The organism is Nocardioides sp. CPCC 206348 (assembly GCF_048654705.1).
Lineage (GTDB): Bacteria > Actinomycetota > Actinomycetes > Propionibacteriales > Nocardioidaceae > Nocardioides.
In genome coordinates, this window is the sequence record NZ_JBMCZA010000150.1 from 5,700 (window position 1) to 6,237 (window position 538).

2 pseudogenes are annotated in these 538 nt (G+C 67.1%); both read left to right on the forward strand.

Annotation, left to right across the window (positions count from 1 at the left end):
* Positions 1-307: pseudogene (locus ACOADB_RS10580) on the forward strand (acetaldehyde dehydrogenase (acetylating)); the annotation flags it as partial.
* Position 308: 1 nt separating this feature from the next.
* A pseudogene (locus tag ACOADB_RS10585) lies at positions 309-538 on the forward strand (4-hydroxy-2-oxovalerate aldolase); the annotation flags it as partial.

The window sequence follows — 538 nt, forward strand, 5'->3', positions numbered from 1 at the left end:
GATGATCATGCGCGACACGATCTTCTGTGCTGTCGACCCGGACGCGGATGAGGATGCGATCGCGGAGTCCGTGCACCGGATGGAGAAGGCGGTCCAGGAGTACGTCCCCGGCTACCGGCTGCTGCAGGAGCCCCAGTTCGACGGCCCCTCCGACGCCACCCAGGGCCGCAAGAGGGTCTCCATCTTCGTGGAGGTCGAGGGCGCGGGGGACTTCCTGCCGCCGTACTCGGGAAACCTGGACATCATGACCGCCGCTGCTGCGCAGGTCGGCGAGAACATCGCCCGTTCGATCATCGGGAGCAACTGACATGAGCGACTCCAACAACGACCTGAACACCCTGGCGCGCACGTGGTCCGGCACCCACGGCGACGAGCCGTTCGGCAAGCTGGACCTGCGGCTGACCGACACGTGCCTGCGGGACGGTTCGCACCACAAGCGGCACCAGTTCACCGCGACCGAGGTCCACGACATCGTGCAGGCGCTCGATGAGTCGGGTGTTCCGGTGATCGAGGTCACCCACGGCGACGGCCTCGGGGG